Genomic DNA, 21,020 nt, shown 5'->3' with positions numbered 1-21,020 from the left:
AATCAATCAGGAACAGAAACATGGCATATGATGTAGTTGTAATCGGTACGGGTCCCGGCGGTTATGTTTGCGCGGTCAAGGCGGCACAGCTTGGCTTGAAGGTCGCAGTGATCGAAAAGCGCGCGACCTATGGCGGCACCTGCCTCAATGTCGGCTGCATTCCTTCCAAGGCATTGCTGCACGCTTCCGAAACCTTCGCGCATGTGGCCCATGGCGTTGATACGCTTGGTATCGAAGTCGCCGCTCCGAAGCTGAACCTCGAGAAGATGATGGGGCACAAGGACGGCGTGGTGAAAGCCAATGTCGACGGCGTTGCCTTCCTGTTCAAGAAGAACAAGATCGATGCCTTCCAGGGCACGGGCAAGGTTGTATCCGCCGGCAAGGTCTCCGTCACCAACGACAAGGGCGAGAGCCAGGAAATCGAAGCCAAGAACATCGTCATTGCCACCGGTTCTGATGTTGCGGGCATCCCCGGCGTTCAGGTGGATATCGATGAAAGCGTCATCGTTTCCTCCACTGGCGCGATTGCGCTCTCCAAGGTTCCGGAAAAGCTCATCGTTGTGGGCGGCGGTGTCATCGGCCTCGAGCTTGGTTCGGTCTGGTCGCGTCTTGGCGCGAAGGTCACCGTCGTCGAATATCTCGACACCATTCTCGGCGGCATGGACAGCGAAGTCTCCAAGCAGGCTCAGCGTCTGCTGGCCAAGCAGGGTCTCGATTTCAAGCTCGGTGCCAAGGTGACGGGCGTTGAAAAAACTGGCACTGGCGCAAAGGTGGTGTTCGAGCCGGTCAAGGGTGGCGCGGCTGAAACGCTGGAAGCCAACGTTGTGCTGATCTCCACCGGCCGCAAGCCCTACACCGAGGGTCTCGGCCTTGCGGAAGCCGGTGTCGTGCTCGACAGCCGCGGCCGTGTCGAAATCGACGGCCACTTCAAGACCAATGTCGATGGCATCTACGCCATCGGCGACGTGGTGAAGGGCCCGATGTTGGCACATAAGGCGGAAGACGAGGGCGTCGCTCTTGCGGAAATTCTCGCCGGCCAGCGCGGCCATGTGAACTACGATGTCATTCCGGCCGTGGTCTATACGCAGCCGGAAGTCGCTTCCGTCGGCAAGACGGAAGAAGAACTGAAGGCCGCTGGCGTCGCCTACAAGGTCGGCAAGTTCCCCTTCACCGCCAATGGTCGCGCCCGCGCCATGCAGGTGACTGATGGTTTCGTGAAGATCCTCGCTGACAAGGAAACCGACCGGGTTCTCGGCGGCCATATCGTTGGTTTCGGCGCTGGCGAAATGATCCACGAGATCACCGTGCTGATGGAATTCGGTGGTTCCTCGGAAGATCTCGGCCGTACCTGCCATGCGCATCCGACCATGTCGGAAGCGGTGAAGGAAGCGGCGCTGGCAACTTTCTTCAAGCCGATCCATATGTGATTGTAGCCAATATTAAATTTCAGCCATAAAGCGAACCCCGGCTTGCAATGCAGGCCGGGGTTCAGCATAGTTGCGCCATAGCCTGTCTAACCTTTTGATAAAAGGCAATAAAATGGCGTCCTCCACTCAAGTTTCCTTCTCCGTTCCACAGCGTATCCTTCACTGGACGATGGCGCTTCTGATCTTCTTCAACCTGTTGTTTCCGGACGGCATGGCCCATGCGTATCGGTTGATGCGGCGGGGTGAAACGCTGACGCCGGACCAGATCTCTTCGGCCAATATTCACGCTTATGTCGGCTTTGCCGTCCTGTCCCTTGCGGTTCTGCGGCTCTGTCTGCGGTTTTTCCAGGGGGTGCCGCCGCATCCCGCCAATGAACCGCGCGCTTCTCAAATCGCCGCGAAGGTCGCGCATTTCACCTTTTACGCGCTGTTTTTTGCCCTGCCATTGTCGGGCATTGCGGCCTATTATTTCGGCGCGCAAGTAGCAGGAGAATTGCATTCCGGGCCGTTCAAGGGGCTGATGTGGGTGTTGATTGCCGGCCACGTCGCCGCGGTTCTGGTTCACCAGTTCTACTGGCGCACCAATGTTCTGAAGCGTATGACGCACGGCTAACGCATTCCCGCTTTTCCAAAAGCGAAGACGCTCTATCTCTCTGTCTCTTCATATTTTCTGAAGCGAAACCCGTTCGAACTGCCATTAGCGGCGGTTTGTCACGTTCCCGGATGATTGGAAATAAATGATGATGAGCCTCGCCACACAAGGCGGCAATGGGGTTCTGGGATGCGGGATAGCGAAGACATATTGCCGGGCGCCGACTGGCGGGATTGCTTTGAAGGAGAGATGGTGACGGCCCGCATCGAGTTCACTCGATGTGAGCAGACTTCTCCTCGATCATCCTCCGGCATGGATCAGCGGCCTTATGGCGCTTCGAAACCATCTCGTATCGCTTTTCGGTCTCAGAACGGTCGAACTGGCGGCGGGTACTTCGGCGGGCGGATTTCCCGTGCTGTCGTCTACTGCGGACCGGACCGTGCTCGGCTTTGACGACAACCATCTCGATTTCCGTATCGTCGTCGATGTGGAACAGGAGCCTGGTCGGCAGATCGTGAAGGTTACCACTATCGTCCGGCGCAAGAACCTGTTCGGGCGTCTCTATCTTTTCGTCGTCGGGCCGTTTCATCGTCGCATCGTGCCGGCGACGATGCGGCCGTTTTGCGCCAATGTCCGGCCCGTCAGGATCGGAGATGAGTGGATCAGTCGACCCGTGTGAGGGTAAAGCCCTGCGCACGCAGGAGTTCAATTACGCCTTCTTCGCCCGGCAGGTGTAAAGCGCCGACGGCCATGAAGACATTGCCTTTGGCAAGCTCAGGGGCCGATCGCTCCGCCATGACGTGGTTGCGATCTGTGATGATGCGTTGCTCGAAGGCGGCATAGCCCTGGTCATTTTCAGACGCTTTCTTGGGGTCGATGCTCTTCAGCATGGGCATGGTCATGCCGATATCACCACTGACATAAAGATCGGTCATTGTCGTCATGATGTCGTCCATTCGGTCGCCCAATTCGAGCGTTTCGATCAGCGCCTGCAAATGAAACTCCATTGGCAGCTCAGACATGGCCGCAAGCTGCTCCACCATGGTCTCCAGCCCGACAAGATGCTTTCCGTCCGCGACCGCATCTTCAGCGAGCTTCTTATCCAGGAAAGACAGGCCAGTGGCCTTGCGGGCAAATTCGCAGGCGGGAAGGGCGACGAAACTCGACAGCATCCATGGCTTCATTCGCGAAACGGCACTCAGCGGAATGCCGCGCTCCTTAAGACCCTTTTCAAGGCGTGCGACATTTTCGGGTGACAGGATGTCGGTGATCGACTTGCCGTCTAGAAACATGGTGAGGTCGGGTCTCGTCAGCAGCGATGCCGCAATTTTCTTGTCATCGACGATTTCGTCCGATTCCACGATGACCGTCGCGGCTTTTTCAAACGCGGGTGTTGCGGCGGCTGGCATGCCGAGAACACGTGGATCGGTGACGTGCATGGTGCCGAGAAGAAAGGACGGTGCCGTTCCAGCTTTTTCGATGCGCCAGAAGTTGCCCTTGCCGTTCGGGATAGCTGCCGCTTCCTGTTCGATCTTCGCGAAGCCCTGCGGGTCGCTCTTGCGCATCTCCACGAGAATATCGCTGCCCGTGCAGCTTATCTCCTGTTCGGCGGCTTGCGCCTCACCCAACGATAGCAACGTCGCGAAGAGGATTGCGACAGCAGTGACGTGCAGCGCGGCGAGCAACCAGAGCAGGGTGTCGCCGGTCTTGCCCATCAGGGTGGCGGTGAGATTTTGTGGCTTTATCAGGCTTTGCATAGGTACCATCCGGTTCTAGTCCACTTATAGAACGGCGGCTTGGACGTCTGATTAATGACTATGGTTAAGCATTTCCTGCTTCATGCGCGCGGGTGGGCATTATCGTAGATTTCCAGCAATCTTGCGGTATCGACGCCGGTATAGATCTGCGTGGTGGAGAGGCTGGCATGGCCGAGCAGTTCCTGAATGGTGCGCAGGTCGCCGCCGCCGGCCAGTAGATGGGTGGCGAAGGAGTGGCGCAGCGCATGCGGTGTGGCGTTTTCCGGCAGGCCGAAAGCGCCACGCAACTTCTGCATCTCGCGCTGGATAATGGCAGGTTGCAGCTTGCCGCCGCGCGCGCCGAGGAATAGCGGCTGGTCGGCAGCCAGATGATAGGGGCAGAGCTTTTTGTAGGCCTCAACCGCTTCCGTTACCACCGCCAGCAAGGGCACCATACGGGTCTTGTTGCCTTTGCCGGTAATGCGAAGGCTGCGGGCGCCGGGCGTGAAATCGGCCGGAGCCAGCCCGAGCGCCTCGGAGATGCGAAGACCGCAGCCATAAAGAAGCGAGAGAACCGCAGCGTTACGGGCGGCAATCCACGGCTCTTCATTCAATTGCGCCTCGGTGGTGGTGATTTTCAGCGCCTGCCGGTCTGTCAGCGGTTTCGGCAGAGATTTCGGCTGTTTCGGCGAGCGCATGGCGGTGGCCCCGGCCGCATTCACCAGACCTTTCTTTTGCAGATAGTGCAGAAAGGAGCGCAGGCCCGCCATATGCCGCCCCAGCGAGCGTGCGCCGGCGCCTTCCCTGCGACGGCTGGCCAGAAAGGCGCGAAGATCAACCGGGCGCAGATCGGCGATATCGGCGATTGAAGCTGGCTTGCCGATGTAACCGGTGAGGAATGTCAAAAACTGGCGAGTGTCGCGCTCATAGGCCTCGACGGTATTGTCCGCAAGGCGGCGTTCACCGGCAATCGCGGCAAGCCAGGACTGGCGCTCGTTCAAGAGATCGGGTGTAGCAAAAGTCAGAATTTCGGTCACGGGGCGCTCCATTCCTCTCCCAACGCTATGCCCTTATGGTCAGTATTTGGTTAAGGCTTGCGCCTGGGCTTTGCATCTGGCGTGGACTTTGCCGGGGTCAGCCATTACATCCGGGCGGTTTCCTTTTTCATTCCGCCGGGGCATGTTCGCCACATCATGGCAAAAGATTCGTCCGATCTGTTTGGGGCTCTGTTCGACCCGCCGTCGCTCACGCGCACGGTGCCCGTTCTCGTGCCGATGCCGGCGCCGGGACCCTACAGTTATGCCGTGCCTGACGATATGGTGGTGGAAACCGGCTCCATCGTTCAGGTGCCGCTTGGACCACGGCAGGTCTTCGGCGTGGTGTGGGACGATGCAGGAGAGAAGAGCGTCGATCCGAAAAAGCTGCGGCCCATCACCAGGAGTTTCGAGTGCCCGCCGCTGAAAGCGGAAATGCGGCGCTTCATCGACTGGGTTGCCGCCTACACGCTTTCTCCGCCCGGCCTTGTGGCGCGCATGGCGCTTCGAGCGCCCGCCGCCTTCGATCCCGAACCTATGATCGAGGGGCTGCGGCTGACCGAAGGCAGGCCGGAGCGGCTTACTCCCGCCCGCGAGAGAGTGATGGAACTGGCGGCCGAGGGCCATGGCTGGACGAAGAGCGGCCTTGCCCACGCCGCCGGTGTTTCTACCAGCGTTGTCGATGGTCTGGTCAAGCAGGGCGTATTCGAGACGGTTTTTCTGCCCGCGCCGCCTGTTGTGGCCGAGCCTGATCCTGACTATGCGGAGCCGAGACTGGAAGGCCCGCAGAAACAGGCGGCATCGGAAATTCTCGAGGATGTGCGCAAGGGTGGTTTCCATGTTTCACTGATTGATGGTGTGACCGGCTCCGGCAAAACCGAGGTCTATTTCGAGGCGGTGGCGGAAACGCTGAGACAAGGCAAGCAGGTCCTCATCCTGTTGCCGGAAATCGCGCTGACGGCGGCCTTCCTGGATCGCTTTCACGACCGCTTCGGCGCCAAGCCGGCGGAATGGCATTCTGACCTGTCGCCGCGCATGCGCGAAAAGGTCTGGCGACAGGCGGTGACGGGTGAGGTGAAGGTGGTGGCCGGCGCGCGCTCGGCGCTGTTCCTGCCCTTCGACAATCTCGGCCTCATCATCGTCGATGAGGAGCATGACCCGGCCTACAAGCAGGAAGACCGCGTCTTTTACAATGCTCGCGACATGGCGGTCGTCAGAGCCCGGATCGGGGATTTCCCGGTGGTGCTGGTCTCCGCCACGCCGTCAGTGGAAAGCCAGGTCAACGGCAGTTCTGGCCGCTATAACACCATCCATCTGCATACGCGCTTCGGCGATGCGGCGATGCCCGATCTGCATCTGGTCGATATGCGTCGCCATCCGCCGGAAAGGGGAGGGTTCCTTTCGCCGGTTCTCCTGCGTGGCATCGGCAAAACCATCGAAAAGGGCGAGCAGTCCCTGCTCTTTCTCAATCGTCGCGGTTACGCGCCGCTGACGCTCTGCCGGGTCTGCGGTCACCGTTTCCAGTGCCCGCAATGTTCGAGCTGGCTGGTGGAGCACCGGTTCCGCAATCAACTGCAATGCCACCAGTGCGGTCACAACGAGCCGACGCCGGACCATTGCCCGGAATGCGGTACCTTCGACCATCTGGTTGCCTGCGGCCCGGGGGTGGAGCGGATCGCCGAGGAGGTGGAGAAACATTTCCCCGAGGCCCGCACCATCGTGCTCTCCTCCGACCTGATGGGCGTCAAGCGGCTGCGTCTGGAGCTGGAGGCGATCGTCAAGGGAGAGGCGGACATCGTCATCGGCACGCAGCTGGTTGCCAAGGGGCACAACTTCCCCCTTATGACACTTGTCGGTATTGTCGACGCCGATCTCGGGCTTGCCAATGGCGATCCGCGCGCAGCGGAGCGAACGTTCCAGCTGCTCTCGCAGGTGACCGGTCGCGCCGGGCGAACCGGGCTGAAAAGCCACGGCCTTTTGCAAACCTATCAGCCGCAACACCCTGTCATGCAGGCAATCGTGTCCGGCGATGCATCTGCCTTCTACGAAAGGGAGATCGTGGAGCGGGAAAAAGCCGTTTTGCCGCCTTTCGGACGGCTTGCCTCAATCATCGTTTCCGCCGATACGCGTGCGGAGGCCGAAACCCATGCGCGGGGTTTAAGGGCGGCAGCACCGCAGGTTACGGGCATCATGCTGCTCGGCCCGGCGGAAGCGCCGCTGGCGCTTATCCGTGGCCGGCACCGTTTTCGCCTGCTGGTGCATGGGCGGCGCAATTCCGACATGCAATCCTTCCTTCGAACGCTTCTGGCCAATGGCCCGAAGGAACGGGGCAGCGTGCATGTGCAGCTCGATATCGATCCGCAAAGTTTCCTTTGAACTTTATCAATGGGGACGTTTTCCCGCTGTCATGACCGTGTCATAACGCAGCAGGCAAAAATGATTTGGGGAACAAGATGGAGTTTTATTTTCCCGCCGAATTCGGCGAGCAGCTGGCTTTCGGCGCTGCGGTGGTGTCGGTCGTGATCGGCCTCTTTTTCATGTTTGCACCAGGCGTTACTCTGCGCGCCTTCGGTCTGCAGGCGATCGGCGAGCGCCGGGATGGTTACGCGCTTGTGCGGTCGTCACTTGCCGGTTTTTATCTCGGCCTCGGTGCTTCCGCCCTGCTTCTGGCGCAGCCCATGGTCTATCTCGCCTTCGGTGCGGCCTTCGGTCTCAGCGTGTTCGGGGGCATTCTCTCCATTCTCTCGGATGGAGGCGCAACAGTGCGGAATTTCATACTTCTGGTTGTACACCTTCTGTTGTCTGCACTGTCGTTGAGCTACGTGTTCGGACTGGTCTGAGACGGGCTTTTTGGCTTTTGTGCCGCACCTGCGGCGCATCCTGGGCGGAATCGGAAAATTTAAACGCATTCCCCCTTGCCCAAACGGCGCTTTCCGCTATTACGCGTGTTGCGAGTCCCGGCGTCCTATGCTAGACGGACCGCGAAATTGGGAAAAGGCAGGGGGGAATTCCGGTCTTTTTCGGGGAAATTGAAACGATTTCAAGAATTTGATGCGGAGGATCCCCCTCGCTGATGTTCTTGGACGATTAGCAGGGAAAAAGTGCCCGTGGCAGATACCTCCCATGGAACATCCGGTGTAGCCGAAAGGTATGCATCGTCGCTTTTCGAGCTTGCTTTGGAAGCGGGTGCGGTCGAGGCAGTTGGAGCCGATCTGGACAGGTTCGGCGCACTTCTCGATGAAAGTGACGATTTGAAGCGTCTGGTTGCGAGCCCGGTGTTTTCCGCCGAGGATCAGTTCAAGGCAATCACCGCAATCTGCGAGAAGGCCGGTATTGCCGGTCTTGCTGTCAATTTCCTTAAGGTCGTTGCGAATAACCGCCGTCTGTTTGCCGTTCCCGGCATGATCCGCGCCTATCGCTCCATTGCTGCTGCCCATCGCGGCGAAATTACCGCCGAGGTCACCTCGGCACATGCGCTCGACGAAGCGCAAGAAACTGAACTGAAGGCGGCGCTGAAGAGCGTTACCGGCAAGGATGTGACGGTTTCCGTTACCGTCGATCCTTCGATCCTCGGTGGCCTGATCGTCAAGGTTGGTTCTCGCCAGATCGATACGTCTCTTCGCACCAAACTTTCCACCCTTAAGCTTGCACTGAAAGAGGTTGGCTGATGGATATCCGCGCCGCGGAAATTTCCGCAATTCTGAAAGATCAAATCAAAAATTTCGGCAACGAGGCGGAAGTCTCGGAAGTCGGTCAGGTGCTTTCCGTCGGTGACGGTATCGCCCGCGTCTATGGTCTCGACAATGTTCAGGCCGGCGAAATGGTCGAGTTTCCTGGCGGCGTTCGCGGCATGGCGCTCAACCTCGAAGCCGACAACGTCGGTGTGGTTATCTTCGGTTCCGACCGTGCCATCAAGGAAGGCGACACCGTAAAGCGGACTGGCGCTATCGTTGACGTTCCGGTCGGCCCGGAACTGCTCGGCCGCGTCGTTGACGCCCTTGGCAACCCGATCGACGGCAAAGGCCCGATCAACGCCGCCAAGCGTTCGCGCGTGGACGTCAAGGCTCCCGGCATCATTCCGCGTAAGTCGGTTCATGAGCCGATGTCGACCGGCCTCAAGGCTATCGACGCCCTCATCCCGGTTGGCCGCGGCCAGCGCGAGCTCGTCATCGGCGACCGCCAGACCGGCAAGACCGCGATCATTCTCGACGCGATCCTGAACCAGAAGGCCATTCACGACAATGGTCCGGAAGGTGACAAGCTTTATTGCGTCTACGTTGCTATCGGCCAGAAGCGTTCGACCGTTGCCCAGTTCGTAAAGGTTCTGGAAGAGCGCGGCGCCCTGCAGTATTCGATCATCGTTGCTGCCACGGCTTCCGACCCGGCTCCGATGCAGTACCTGGCACCGTTTGCCGGTTGCGCCATGGGCGAATACTTCCGTGATAACGGCAAGCACGCCCTCATCGGTTATGACGACCTTTCCAAGCAGGCCGTTGCTTACCGTCAGATGTCGCTTCTGCTGCGCCGTCCTCCGGGCCGCGAAGCTTATCCGGGCGACGTTTTCTACCTTCACTCCCGTCTTCTTGAGCGCGCTGCAAAGCTCTCCGACGAAATGGGTGCCGGTTCTCTGACGGCTCTGCCTGTCATCGAAACCCAGGGTAACGACGTTTCGGCCTTCATTCCGACCAACGTGATCTCGATCACCGACGGCCAGATCTTCCTTGAAACCGACCTGTTCTACCAGGGTATCCGTCCGGCCGTTAACGTCGGTCTGTCGGTTTCGCGCGTTGGCTCCGCCGCCCAGATCAAGGCGATGAAGCAGGTCGCCGGTTCGATCAAGGGTGAACTTGCCCAGTATCGCGAAATGGCCGCCTTCGCCCAGTTCGGCTCGGACCTTGACGCTTCCACGCAGCGCCTGCTTAACCGCGGTGCCCGCCTGACCGAGCTTCTGAAGCAGCCGCAGTTCTCTCCGCTCAAGACGGAAGAGCAGGTCGCGGTGATCTTCGCCGGTGTCAACGGTTATCTCGACAAGATCCCGGTCGCACAGGTCGGCAAGTTCGAGCAGGGTCTGCTCTCCTACCTCCGCTCGGAAGGCAAGGCGATCCTCGACACCATCCGCACGGAAAAGGCAATCAGCGACGATACTAAGAGCAAGCTCAAGGGCGCTCTTGATAGCTTCGCGAAGTCTTTCTCGTAATTAGGGCTCTTTTACTCGGACGGATAACGGATGCCTTCACTAAAGGATCTGAAAAACCGCATTGCCTCCGTAAAGGCGACGCAGAAGATTACCAAGGCGATGAAAATGGTCGCCGCGGCGAAGCTTCGGCGCGCCCAGGAAGCTGCGGAGGCCGCCCGGCCTTATTCTCAGCGCATGAGCGCCGTTCTTGCCAACATCGCCAAGGCGGTCGAGGCGGACGTCGCTCCGGCGCTGATGACCGGCACCGGCAAGGACAACGTGCATCTGCTCGTTGTCTGCACGGCTGAACGTGGTCTTTGCGGTGGTTTCAACTCGCAGATTTCCCGTTTTGCCCGCGATCAAGCCCGCAAGCTGATTTCCGAAGGCAAGACGGTCAAGATCATCACGGTCGGCAAGAAGGGTTACGACAGCCTTCGTCGCGAATTCGCAGCGAACATCATCGAGCGTATCGAACTGCGCGAAGTGAAGAAGGTCGGTTTCGAAAACGCCGACCAGATCGCCAAGAAGGTGATCTCACTGTTCAATGCGGGTGAATTTGACGTCTGCACGCTGATCTATTCGGAATTCAAGTCCGTCATCAGCCAGATCCCGACCGGCCTGCAGCTTATTCCTGCCGCAGCTCCTGTTGTGGAAGAGGTTGAGGCAACGCAGAACGCCGTCTACGAATATGAGCCTGATGCGGCTTCTATTCTGGAAGACCTTATTCCGCGCAACATTTCGGTTCAGGTTTTCCGGGCTCTGCTCGAAAACGTTGCTGGTGAAATGGGCGCCAAGATGAGCGCGATGGACAACGCAACGCGCAATGCCGGTGACATGATCAACAAGCTGACGCTTTCCTACAACCGTCAGCGTCAGGCTCAGATCACCAAGGAACTCATTGAAATCATTTCGGGCGCGGAAGCGCTCTGAGGTAAGGAAAGAGGGTAAGGATAATGGCTAAGGCAGCTACCCCCAAGAAAACCGCAGCGGTGAACGGCGCGGGCAAGGTTACCCAGGTTATCGGCGCTGTTGTCGACGTGGCGTTCGAAGGCGAACTGCCTCCGATCCTCAACGCGCTCGAAACCGATAACAACGGCAACCGCCTCGTTCTCGAAGTCGCTCAGCATCTCGGCGAAAACGTCGTACGCACGATCGCCATGGACTCGACGGAAGGTCTCGTCCGTGGTCAGGTCGTCGCTGATACGGGCGCTCCGATCGAGGTTCCGGTCGGTCTGGAAACGCTCGGCCGCATCATGAACGTCATCGGCGAGCCGGTTGACGAAGCCGGTCCGATCGTAACGGCCAAGAAGCGCGCCATCCACCAGGACGCGCCGTCTTACGTCGAGCAGTCGACGGAAGGCCAGATCCTCGTTACCGGCATCAAGGTCGTTGACCTTCTGGCTCCTTACGCCAAGGGCGGCAAGATCGGCCTGTTCGGCGGCGCTGGCGTTGGCAAGACGGTTCTCATCATGGAACTGATCAACAACGTCGCCAAGGCGCACGGTGGTTACTCGGTATTCGCCGGCGTGGGTGAGCGTACCCGCGAAGGTAACGACCTCTATCACGAAATGATCGAGTCGAACGTCAACAAGCTTGGCGGCGGCGAAGGTTCCAAGGCAGCTCTCGTTTACGGCCAGATGAACGAACCGCCGGGCGCCCGCGCTCGCGTCGCTCTGACCGGTCTGACGATCGCTGAAAACTTCCGCGACGAAGGCCAGGACGTTCTGTTCTTCGTGGACAACATCTTCCGCTTCACGCAGGCTGGTTCGGAAGTGTCGGCTCTGCTCGGCCGTATTCCTTCGGCTGTGGGCTATCAGCCGACGCTCGCAACCGACATGGGTCAGATGCAGGAACGCATCACCACCACGAACAAGGGTTCGATCACCTCGGTTCAGGCGATTTACGTTCCCGCCGACGACTTGACCGACCCTGCGCCGGCCACTTCGTTCGCGCACCTTGACGCAACGACGGTTCTGTCGCGTTCGATCGCAGAAAAGGGTATTTACCCGGCTGTTGACCCGCTCGACTCCACCTCGCGTATGCTCGACCCGATGATCGTCGGTGAAGAACACTACGAGGTTGCCCGTAAGGTTCAGTCGACCCTGCAGCGCTACAAGTCCCTTCAGGACATCATCGCCATCCTCGGCATGGACGAACTGTCGGAAGAAGACAAGCTGACGGTCGCCCGCGCCCGTAAGATCGAGCGCTTCCTGTCGCAGCCGTTCTTCGTTGCTGAAGTCTTCACCGGTTCTCCGGGCAAGCTCGTCGCACTCGAAGACACGATCAAGGGCTTCAAGGGCCTGGTCAACGGCGAATACGACAGCCTGCCGGAAGCAGCTTTCTACATGGTCGGTTCGATGGAAGAAGCCATCGAAAAGGCGAAGAAGCTGACTGCTGAAGCTGCCTGATTATGAATTGGCGGGCGCGTGGTTCGACCACGCGCCTTGCCGACGATGACGGTGAAACCGGAACGGCTTTGCCGGCGTTTTAATAAACAAGTCCGTGACGCCCGCGTAATTGAAAAGAAGTGAATAGCCATGGCTGACAGTTTCAAATTCGATCTCGTTTCCCCGGAACGTCTGCTCGTTTCCGAAACGGTTACGGAAGTCGTCATTCCGGCTACGCTGGGTGAGATGACGGTTCTGGCCAATCACGCGCCGACCATGACGACGATCAAGCCGGGCTTGGTGACGGTGAAATTCGCCTCCGGCGAAACCCATAAATACGTTGTTTTCGGTGGTTTTGCCGATATTCTTCCGACAGGTTGCACGCTTCTCGCCGAATCCGCTGTTTCGGCTGACGATATGTCCCCTGACACGCTGCAGAAGCGCATCGATTTGGCCAAGGCCGAAATCCAGGAAGGCAATCATCACCACGAGCATCTGACCAAGCTTGAAAAGCATCTCTACGAACTGACGAACCTGCATGAGGTTCTCGTCGCCGCTTGAAAGCACCGGGCGGGTTCGAAAGAATGACTGTCCACACAATACCCAAAACAGAAAGCGGCCGTTTCGGTCGCTTTTTTGTTTTCGGCCACTGCTTGTTTTCTTAAGCACGCAGAAAAATCTGAGTTCTCGTTCCAGTAAAAGCGTCTCGATCCGCTCATTACGTTTGCGGAAATCGATTCCGATTTTCGGGGCGATAGGCTAGACATGATGGTGAAAAGTAACATGCTGCTGCCGGTCGGGAGCAGGCGAGAAGGCATGTTTCTTGTCATGGAGGGATGATCGCCGTGTCGATAGAAGCCAGTTATCGAAGGGTCGCAAGATCCGCGCTGCGACAGGGCGCCCTTAGCACGGGTGAGCGCGCCGTGCCGGAGGAGGTGCCGGTTGCCTTTTCTTACGGCGGCAGCACCCATGCCGTGATGATGGCCAGTCCCGCTGATCTTATCGATTTTGCCGTCGGCTTCAGCCTGACAGAGGGCATCATTTCGGTACGCACCGAAATCCGGGCAATAGAGGTCATTGAAGCCGGGCAGGGCTATGATGTCCAGATAGATCTGATGGATGCGGAGGCCGATGCCCTACGGGCGAGACGGCGGCATATGGCAGGTCCGGTTGGTTGCGGTCTGTGTGGAATCGAATCCATAGAACAGGCGGTTCGCGTGGTCCCCGATCTGAGCGGCGTGAGAATGTCGATCCACGGTGATGACATCGTTGCCGCGGTTAAAGCACTGAGCGACGCGCAAAGCCTGAACCGCGAAACGAGAGCCGTTCACGGTGCGGGTTTTTATAGTCCTCAAGATGGTTTGCTTGCGGTGCGCGAAGATGTCGGTCGCCACAATGCGCTCGACAAGTTGGCCGGTACTGTTGTGAATGCCGGTATTTCCGCCAAGACAGGCATTGTTGCCGTCACCAGTCGCCTGTCGGTGGAGATGGTTCAGAAGACAGCGATCCTTGGTAGTCCGGTTATGGCAGCAATTTCGGCTCCTACCGCGCTTGCCATCGAAACCGCCGAGAGTGCGGGCATCACGCTTGTTGCGCTGGTGCGGGGTGAAGACTTCGAAATCTTCACCCGTGCGGACCGCGTTATTTTATAATGCCAGCTGCCGGCCGGCATTGGCATCCGGGCTTCGAAGCATACTAAAACTCCGCCCATTCGGGCGCAGCATTTCCGTGAGACCTCACCGTTGCGTATCGCGGCTGTGGTGCTGTCAGCCTCGTTATTGCAGCGGGTCTTTTATCGATCGGCTGGGCGGATGATATCTGTCCCTCGCGCGATATTCTGAACTGCCGTAGCAATTCGTGCAGGTTGTCCGCTTCATTGGCGAGGCCGTGGCTGGCGGCAGTGGTTTCTTCCACCATGGCGGCGTTTTTCTGGGTCGCCTGATCCATGACGTTGACGGCCTGGTTGATTTCTCTCAGGCCGTTGGCCTGTTCGCGCGAGGCCTCGACGATGGCCGAGACGTTGGCATCGATTTCGCCCATTTGCGATTGAATATCCCGCAGCGCGCCGCCTGTTCTGCCAACCAGATCGACGCCATTGGCAACCTGTTCGCGGGAGGTGTTAATGAGGGACTTGATTTCCTTGGCAGCAACGGCGGATCGTTGCGCGAGTTCCCGCACCTCTTGGGCGACCACCGCGAAACCCTTGCCCGCTTCGCCGGCACGGGCAGCTTCCACGCCCGCATTCAGCGCCAGAAGATTGGTCTGGAATGCGATGTCGTCAATGACGCCGATGATGTTGGTGATTTCACCGGAGGAGCGCGAAATCGCGTCCATGGCGGAAATTGCCTGCTGAACGACTTCACCGGAATGTTCGGCATGTTCTCTCGTGCGCAACACCAGTTTCCCGGCCTCGCCGGCGCGCTGGCTGGCATCGGTCACGGTGGTGGTGATTTGCTCCAGCGCCGCTGCGGTTTCTTCCAGCGAGGCCGCCTGCTGTTCGGTTCGCTGCGAGAGTTGATCGGCGGCTATGCGGATTTCACCCGAGCCGGATGCGATTGTCGAGGCATTGTGAGCGATCGTCTGCATGGTGGACTGAAGTTTGCCGACCACGTCGTTGAAGTCCTGGCGCAATTTCTCCATGCTGGGCACGAAGCTGCTATCGAGGCGCTGCACCAGATCACCCTCGGCCAGTGCCTGCAAGGCATCGGCGAGAAGGGTGATGGCGCTCATGCGCGGCGTCACGTCGGTTGCGAATTTCACAACCTTCACCACCTTGCCTGTCTCATCCAGTACCGGGTTGTAAGCGGCCTGGATCCATATCTCCTTGCCGTTCTTTCCATAACGAACAAATTCGTCCGAGATGAATTCTCCGGATGCCAGCCGCGGCCAGAAATTGGCATAGGCTGGCGATGCGGCATAGGCCGGATCGCAGAACATACGGTGGTGCCGGCCTTCGATTTCCTTGAGGTCGTAGTTGACAGTGGCGCAGAAATTCGGATTGGCGGTAATGATCGTGCCATCCGGCAAAAATTCGATGGTGGCCTGGGAGCGTGAAAGCGCCTCGAGTTTGCCAGCATCTTCTACGGCCTTGATCTTCTTGGCTGTGATGTCGGTCGCTATCTTGATGACCTTATAAGGTTTGCCCGACCGGAAGACGGGGTTGTAGGAGGCCTCGATCCATATGGTCGATCCATCCTTGCGGATACGGCGATATTCCTTGCCCTGAAATTCGCCGCGCGCAAGAGATTCCCAGAATTCCTGGTATGCGTGCGATGCGACAAATTCCCGGTCGCAGAAGATACGATGATGCTTGCCGACGATCTCTGTGAGATCATAGCCCAGCGTCACGCAGAAATTGCTGTTTGCCGTAAGAATATTGCCTTTAAGATCGAATTCTATGACCGCCTGCGATCTGGATATCGCATCGAGCATATTTCGATTGTCTGCGCTTTTCCCTAACCCCAGCATTAACGTCCCCCAAATAGCGGCCTCGGCGCGCGCTGCCGCACAGGAGGTGTGGTCGGCGCCGTATCATGTTGAACAACGAACAGGTTCTGCCGCCAAAGGCAGCAATGCAGGCACTTGCGACTTGTCAGCCTCGGTCAGGTATCGGACCCCGCGTGATGTGATGTAGGCGCGGTACTGTTCGTCGGCTTTTAATATTAGATATCTATAATATTAAAATGTTCTTATTTAATAAAAGAGACGGTCATGAAAACAAAAACCGCCGGGCAGGTGCTCCGGCGGTTTGGTTCAATGGTCAATAGTCTCGTATTTGAGCCTTTGTTCTTAGGTTGCCTGAGAACGCGAACCGGCCGTCATGCAAAGGAATTGCAACGATCAGGCGGCGAGATCTTCCGCTTCGGTTCCCTTGAACATCTTTGCAAGGTTCAGGAAGCAGATCATGCCATGTTCGTTGGCAATGATGCCTTCGGAATAGGACTTGTCGAAAGAGGCCGAGATTTCCGGAACCGGCTGGACCTGATTTGCCGGGATCGTCAGAATGTCCGAAACGCGGTCGACGAGCATGCCGATGACCATGTTGTGCACTTCGGCCACCACGATGGCGCTTCTTTCATTTGCGACGGTGCTTTTCATTCCGAGTTTGTGTGCGAGATCGATGATCGGAATTACCGAACCGCGCAGGTTCATGACGCCGATGACGTCTTTCGGCGCGTGGGGAATGGGCGTTGAAGGCGCCCAGCCGCGAATTTCGCGGATAGTCGTCGTCTTCACGCAGAATTCCTGATCATGCAGGCGGAATGCGATGATTTCGAGCGTCTCGCCGCCAAAGTTGGTAGAGTTTATCATTGCCATCAGAATTCTTCCCAATGCTCGCTGTGGAGGCCAGCGCAAGTGCACCGACACTTGCATATGCGAATTTGGCGTTCTGCCTGGTGCCTGAACAGCCGGAAACAATATTTTCCGCCTTCAATGGAAGATTCGTAGCATGAGATGGTTTCGCAAACCTAAATGCGAAGACTTCAATATTCTTTCTCGTAAAATATACCGGCTGCACCTTCGCCATTACCGCCCGCTTCACCGCGCAGCTTCACGCCGCGCCCGACATCGAGGTTGATGATGGCCTTTGCGCCGGAATCGCCGCTTTGCTGCAGTTCGAGATAGGTTCGCTCGTTGAGATATTTGCCGGCGGAAACGCGGGCCTGGCCTTCGGAATCCGTCGAGATGTCGAGATCGTCGACACCGAGATTGCTTCGGAGCTTGTCGAACAACGAGGTGGAGCGCCCGCCGGCAAGCTGGGCTGCCGCATCCGCCAGCCGCGCGATCTGCAAGGCAGAGAGCTTGGACATGGATTGGCCGAAGATCAGCTGTGCCATAACCTCATCCTGCGGCAGAGCCGGGGTTGAGGAGAAGGCGAATGTCGGGTCGTTGGCATTGCCGGAAACCGCAACCGTGATGGTGGCGGAACCAGCGGTGGACTGCGCCTCCATATCCAGAACCGGCACGAGGCCGCCGCCGAAGGTTATCTTGCCCGTATTGAAATCGAGACGGCGGGTGAGAATTTCGAGCCGTCCACGGCGCATTTCAAAGCCGCCGGAGATGACGGGAACAGCTGCCGTACCGCGAATGGTCAGATTGCCGGTCAGTTCTGCGTCGATGCCGCGTCCGCGCACGAAGATGCCGCTTGGTGCGTTCACCTGAAGATCAAGATTGATAGTGGATGAACTGCCGCTGCCACCCTGATCACCGCCCAGCGCCTTTGCCTGCGCGCGCACCTGTGGTGGGGCGTTCTTATGCTTGACATCGATTTCCGTCAGCGAGGCCGGAAGCTTCTCCGGAATGGTAATGGCGCTTCTGTCCAGTGTCAGCCTGCCCCCAAGCACGGGCGAATTCAGAAGTGGACCTTTCAGCGTCAGCGTGCCGCTCACGACGGTCGTCACCAGCGTGCCATCATTGTAACCGGCGCGGTCCAGCGTGATCGTGATGTCGGCTGGAAAGCCCGAACCTCCCGTTATACCGACGCTACCGGTTCCTGAGATCGTTCCGCCGCCCGCAAGCTTTCCCGTCAGCCGGGAGATAACGGCGCGATCACGATCGAAGGTAACAGTTGCTGCCAGCCCGTTGACCGTGAGGTTACGGCGCACATCGGTCAGGCGCGTACTATCGGTGGTGATGCTACCGGTAACGACAGGCGCGGAAGCGCTGCCGGAAATCTTCACATCGATGGCGGCGGTGCCGTCCACATCGAGGCCTTGTGCTGCGGTTTGTGCGGCAACGGCGGAGAAGGGCAACCTCCCGGAAAAGGCCATGGAAAGCGGACGGTTACCGGCAATGCCGAGGGAGCCGCCGCCCGAAAGCGACATGCCGCCCTGACCGGTTACATTCGTATCGATCTGCAGGGTGCCGCCGGCGAAACGGCCGTTTGCCTTGATGCCGAGCGCTGCAAGCCCTGCCGCACGCGTCTGGGCAACCTCGGCATTCGTCCAGTTCAGATTGTAATCGACCGCCGGGTCCGAAGCCGTGCCCTTGGCGCTCACTGTCCCGGATATACTCCCCGCCGCATCCAGCCCGGTGGCGAAGGCATTTGCGAGGTTCGCGGGAAGCGAGCGGATATTGGCGTTGATGTCGAGTGTCGAACCCGCCGTGCCGTTTACCTCGACGCGCCCGTCGCCGGTGATGATAGTCAGATCGGAGATGCGGGCCGTGCCGTTCTCGATCGCAATTGTACTCGGCTTTTCGAGCCGTACGGCAATGCCCTTGGGGGCGGCCGAGAAGGCATCGAGCCGCACGGTCATCGGCGATCCTGCGGTATTGGCACTGCCTTTTACCACGAGCGGCGCATTGTCGTAGCGTCCGTTGACATCGAAGTTGGTGGTCGTGCCGGAATGGCCAATGGTCGCATTCAGCCCCGAAATCGCCGCGGTGCCGGCATTGACGCTGTCGGCGCTGACCTTGCCGTTGATGGCGAGCGCCTGAAGGTCGTCAATGGAGATATCGGCAGCGAGCTTCGAAATAACTGTTGTGCCCTGGCGGATACTGCCGCCATTCGCCTTTATCGTCGCGGCAATCCGGCCGTTATCGTTACTGAGTACGATGTCGCCGGCAATATCGCCATCTGCCTGTTGCGCGGCAAGTGCCGCCAGCAGGGCCAAGTCCGGGAAATTGAACGACAGATTGCCAGATGGCAGGAATTGTTGCGAGAATTGCAGCTTGCCGTTCAAGATGTTGCGACCCACTGCCACATGAAGCTCGGGTATTGCCGTGCCGTTTTCTGTCTGCACCACATTGGCGTTGGCGTCGATCTTCTGCCGGTCGAGGCTGCCGCTGGCGGTCAGTTTTGCCTGCGGTGCGGCCGGATCGGCCTTGCCTGCGGCATTGACCTTCAGGGCTTCAAGCTTCCGTCCGGCAAGAGTGGCACTTTCGGAGCTTAAGGTGACATTGAAGTCGGGCGCGGCAAGCGCGCCGCTGGCTTCAATTGCAAAATCGGCAACGCCCTTTGCCTGTGGCGTCAGTTTTTCGAGAGCGGGAAACTTGCCCGTCAGATTGGCGCTCAACGCATCGTTTTCGAGACTGACATCACCTGTCGCTTCAATTGTTCCGGATTTGACCACGAGGTTCTGAACGCTTGTGCGCCCGCCAATGATCACGTCGATATCGCCCTGCAAAGCGATGGTGGTATCGAATTTTTCCGCCAGCGCTGGCGGCAGGGTGGCGGGCAACGCGAAGAGCTGCACGCTGGATGTCAGGCGATTGTTGGCGAGGTCGAAACTGCCGTTCAGCGTTCCGCCGACACTGGCGCTCTCCAGCGTCGCGCCGTCAAAGCCGATAGCCGACGAGGTGAGGTTGACCGGCGCCTTGATGGTGACCGGCGCACGCACCAGCCGGTCGATATCCGGGCTGACGAAGGACGATTGTGCGACGGAGAGAACGGTGTCGATGGTGCCGCTACGATCGGCAATGTTGAGATTGCCGCTCCTGGCCGTCAGCTTGACATCATCAAGCCTACCCTGCGGCAGGGAAAGGCTGCGCAACGATGCCGTGGTGTTGAGATGAGCGGCATCAGCGTTGCCTTTCAGGGAAAGATCAAGGCCATTGATGAGGGCCTGGATCTCGCCATTGTTCAGCGGCCAGCGGAAATCCACTGGCCCGGCGGTGCCGATGAGGTTGGCGCTAAGATCGTTCTGGCCGTTCGGATCCACGGTGCCCGAGGCCGTCAGCAGCAATGTGCCGGTTTCCAGCGTGCTGCTGCCGATTTCGATGCGGCCCTGTGGTGAGAGCGTGGCGTTTGCATCAAGTTTCGTCTCGCCGGCAAAAAGCTGTCGGAAAGCGGGGGGCAGAAGCAGATCGGGCTGGCCGCCGCCTGCGACCTCGATACGCCGCGTGCCGTCGTCTCCAAGTAGATGGTGGCCGGTGACGTTGAGCACGGGGTTGCCGGCGACGTTGCCGCGCAGAGTGCCGGTCCAGTCAGAAAGCGGACCTTCACCGTTTACATCGATCGCCACGGCGGGTGTGCCCGGAAGCGAGAGCAGCGTGGCCAGAAGCCCGCCCTCGGGCTCTTTCATCTCCGCCTTCAACTTCAAGACATTTTCATTCGGCAGAAACGCGATGTCTGCATTGACGGCAGCGTCCGGCGTGCTCTGCCGGTGGGCGGTGAGCGATAGCCTGATATCGTCCTGCGCGGCCTTGAGATTGCCCTCGGCGGTCAGCTCGAAGTCGCGGCCAAGAAGGGATTGTCCGAGGCTAATATCGGGGAAATTGAAACTGTCGATGCCGATTTCAATCGGCAGGGACGAACTGCCGGAGCTTTTGGTCGATGTTTGCTCAGCGGGAAGCGGTTTGCGATCGACATCGATCGATCCGGCCGACACCCGGTCGGCATGGAAGGTTCCGGCAAGAAGCGAGAGCGGCGACCAGTCAACGGCGATCTGGTTCACGCGGGCGTAAGGTCCCTGCCGATCCGAAAGGGTGACATTGTCGAGGCGCAGGCGACTGGTCAAAAGACCGCTGGGTGGAGAGATTTCGATTGTCTGGTCGGGCGTGGAGACGAGCGATGAAATCTGCTTTGCGGCAATTTTTGCGCCCATCGGGGTAAGACCGACGAACAGAACCGCAAGCAACACCAGCACCACGCCGCAAAGAGCAGCGTAGCCCAGCCATTTCAGCAATCGAATCAACGTTTTCATCAAGCGTAATCTACACTCTGTTG

The 21,020-nt window shown here is 58.7% G+C and carries 16 protein-coding genes; 11 read left to right on the top strand and 5 right to left on the bottom strand.

All coding sequences use genetic code 11. The annotated features are described in order from the left end of the window. Window positions 1-20 precede the first annotated feature (20 nt). The 3 genes from lpdA to CRO62_RS16615 all read left to right on the top strand — a co-directional run bounded on the left by lpdA (window position 21) and on the right by CRO62_RS16615 (window position 2,698). Entirely contained in the window at window positions 21-1,427 is a 1,407-nt protein-coding gene (gene lpdA, locus CRO62_RS16625) for a dihydrolipoyl dehydrogenase (protein ID WP_097100926.1), read from the top strand. A 112-nt stretch (window positions 1,428-1,539) separates the two neighbouring features. Next, a complete protein-coding gene (locus tag CRO62_RS16620; RefSeq protein WP_097100925.1) occupies window positions 1,540-2,040 on the top strand; it encodes a cytochrome b in 501 nt (166 codons plus the stop codon). A 259-nt stretch (window positions 2,041-2,299) separates the two neighbouring features. After that, the gene (locus CRO62_RS16615; protein WP_323455507.1) at window positions 2,300-2,698 is read left to right on the top strand and encodes a DUF2867 domain-containing protein; all 399 of its coding nucleotides are present in this window, start codon (window positions 2,300-2,302) and stop codon (window positions 2,696-2,698) included. On the opposite strand, the gene CRO62_RS16610 is transcribed toward CRO62_RS16615, so the two are convergent. Both CRO62_RS16610 and CRO62_RS16605 read right to left on the bottom strand, forming a co-directional pair. Then, a complete protein-coding gene (locus CRO62_RS16610) occupies window positions 2,682-3,776 on the bottom strand; it encodes a TraB/GumN family protein (protein WP_013636881.1) in 1,095 nt (364 codons plus the stop codon). The two genes, CRO62_RS16615 and CRO62_RS16610, sit on opposite strands and share 17 nt — an antisense overlap. 80 nt (window positions 3,777-3,856) lie before the next feature. Further along, on the bottom strand, window positions 3,857-4,804 hold the full coding sequence (locus CRO62_RS16605) for a tyrosine recombinase XerC (RefSeq protein WP_097100924.1): 948 nt from the start codon (window positions 4,802-4,804) through the stop codon (window positions 3,857-3,859). 144 nt (window positions 4,805-4,948) lie between these two features. On the opposite strand from CRO62_RS16605, the gene CRO62_RS16600 reads away from it, so the two are divergent. The 8 genes from CRO62_RS16600 (at window position 4,949) to fdhD (ending at window position 14,004) form a co-directional block, all read left to right on the top strand. Further along, window positions 4,949-7,165 (top strand): primosomal protein N', encoded by a 2,217-nt coding sequence (locus CRO62_RS16600; protein ID WP_097103079.1) that lies wholly within the window; start codon window positions 4,949-4,951, stop codon window positions 7,163-7,165. Between the two features lie 77 nt (window positions 7,166-7,242). Further along, window positions 7,243-7,629, top strand: a complete 387-nt coding sequence (locus CRO62_RS16595; RefSeq protein WP_019566060.1) for a phage infection protein — start codon at window positions 7,243-7,245, stop codon at window positions 7,627-7,629. 261 nt (window positions 7,630-7,890) lie between these two features. Continuing rightward, on the top strand, window positions 7,891-8,457 hold the full coding sequence (locus CRO62_RS16590) for a F0F1 ATP synthase subunit delta (protein ID WP_026330904.1): 567 nt from the start codon (window positions 7,891-7,893) through the stop codon (window positions 8,455-8,457). After that, window positions 8,457-9,986 carry a F0F1 ATP synthase subunit alpha gene (atpA, locus tag CRO62_RS16585; protein WP_097100923.1) on the top strand — a complete coding sequence of 510 codons (1,530 nt, stop codon included), beginning with the start codon at window positions 8,457-8,459 and terminating at the stop codon, window positions 9,984-9,986. The genes CRO62_RS16590 and atpA overlap by 1 nt, the downstream gene beginning before the upstream one ends. 30 nt (window positions 9,987-10,016) lie before the next feature. Then, window positions 10,017-10,895 carry a F0F1 ATP synthase subunit gamma gene (locus CRO62_RS16580; protein WP_045021190.1) on the top strand — a complete coding sequence of 293 codons (879 nt, stop codon included), beginning with the start codon at window positions 10,017-10,019 and terminating at the stop codon, window positions 10,893-10,895. Window positions 10,896-10,918: 23 nt separating this feature from the next. Next, the gene (gene atpD / locus CRO62_RS16575) at window positions 10,919-12,373 is read left to right on the top strand and encodes a F0F1 ATP synthase subunit beta (RefSeq protein WP_003516750.1); all 1,455 of its coding nucleotides are present in this window, start codon (window positions 10,919-10,921) and stop codon (window positions 12,371-12,373) included. 129 nt (window positions 12,374-12,502) lie between these two features. Beyond that, the gene (locus CRO62_RS16570; RefSeq protein WP_003516751.1) at window positions 12,503-12,913 is read left to right on the top strand and encodes a F0F1 ATP synthase subunit epsilon; all 411 of its coding nucleotides are present in this window, start codon (window positions 12,503-12,505) and stop codon (window positions 12,911-12,913) included. A gap of 275 nt (window positions 12,914-13,188) precedes the next feature. After that, on the top strand, window positions 13,189-14,004 hold the full coding sequence (fdhD, locus tag CRO62_RS16565; RefSeq protein ID WP_097100922.1) for a formate dehydrogenase accessory sulfurtransferase FdhD: 816 nt from the start codon (window positions 13,189-13,191) through the stop codon (window positions 14,002-14,004). 43 nt (window positions 14,005-14,047) lie between these two features. On the opposite strand, the gene CRO62_RS16560 is transcribed toward fdhD, so the two are convergent. The 3 genes from CRO62_RS16560 to CRO62_RS16550 form a co-directional block, all read right to left on the bottom strand. Next, on the bottom strand, window positions 14,048-15,820 hold the full coding sequence (locus tag CRO62_RS16560) for a methyl-accepting chemotaxis protein (protein ID WP_097100921.1): 1,773 nt from the start codon (window positions 15,818-15,820) through the stop codon (window positions 14,048-14,050). A 372-nt stretch (window positions 15,821-16,192) separates the two neighbouring features. Continuing rightward, entirely contained in the window at window positions 16,193-16,669 is a 477-nt protein-coding gene (locus CRO62_RS16555; protein ID WP_003504949.1) for a chemotaxis protein CheW, read from the bottom strand. A 167-nt stretch (window positions 16,670-16,836) separates the two neighbouring features. Further along, a complete protein-coding gene (locus CRO62_RS16550) occupies window positions 16,837-20,997 on the bottom strand; it encodes a translocation/assembly module TamB domain-containing protein (RefSeq protein ID WP_097100920.1) in 4,161 nt (1,386 codons plus the stop codon). Between the last annotated feature and the right edge of the window lie 23 nt (window positions 20,998-21,020).

Origin of the sequence: Rhizobium sp. AN6A, assembly GCF_900215635.1 — a bacterium.
GTDB classification, from domain to species: domain Bacteria; phylum Pseudomonadota; class Alphaproteobacteria; order Rhizobiales; family Rhizobiaceae; genus Agrobacterium; species Agrobacterium tumefaciens.
Note: the sequence above shows the minus strand (reverse complement) of the source record. Positions and strands in the feature narration are given on the sequence as shown.